General features: G+C 51.2%; 1 protein-coding gene. It reads left to right on the top strand.

The window, feature by feature from the left end; translation table 11 throughout:
• Positions 1-328, top strand: a 328-nt coding sequence (locus CWC18_RS20810; protein ID WP_138676053.1) for an efflux RND transporter permease subunit, incomplete at both ends; no start/stop codon positions are given.

Below are 328 nucleotides of genomic sequence, written 5' to 3'. Positions count from 1 at the left end.
CCAGTCTGCAGGAGGGTTACTCCATTGGCGAAGCTCTGGATTACCTTGATCAGTTAGTGGTTGATAACCTGCCCCAGGAAGCCACCGTGGACTACAAAGGAGAGTCACTCGACTATCGATCCAATCAAAGCTCCATCCTGATGATCTTTGGTCTGGCCATGTTGATTGTTTATCTGGTGCTGGCAGCACAGTTCGAAAGCTTTGTGCACCCACTGGTGGTCATGCTGACGGTGCCATTAGGGCTGGCAGGCGCACTGGCCGGACTGTTACTGGCAGGAGAAACTCTGAACATATACAGCCAGCTGGCCTTAATCATGTTAATTGGCTT

Source organism: Pseudoalteromonas aurantia (assembly GCF_005886875.1).
Taxonomy (GTDB): domain Bacteria; phylum Pseudomonadota; class Gammaproteobacteria; order Enterobacterales; family Alteromonadaceae; genus Pseudoalteromonas; species Pseudoalteromonas aurantia_A.
The sequence above is the reverse complement of the archived record's forward strand: the minus strand, read 5'-3'. Positions and strand labels throughout refer to the sequence as shown.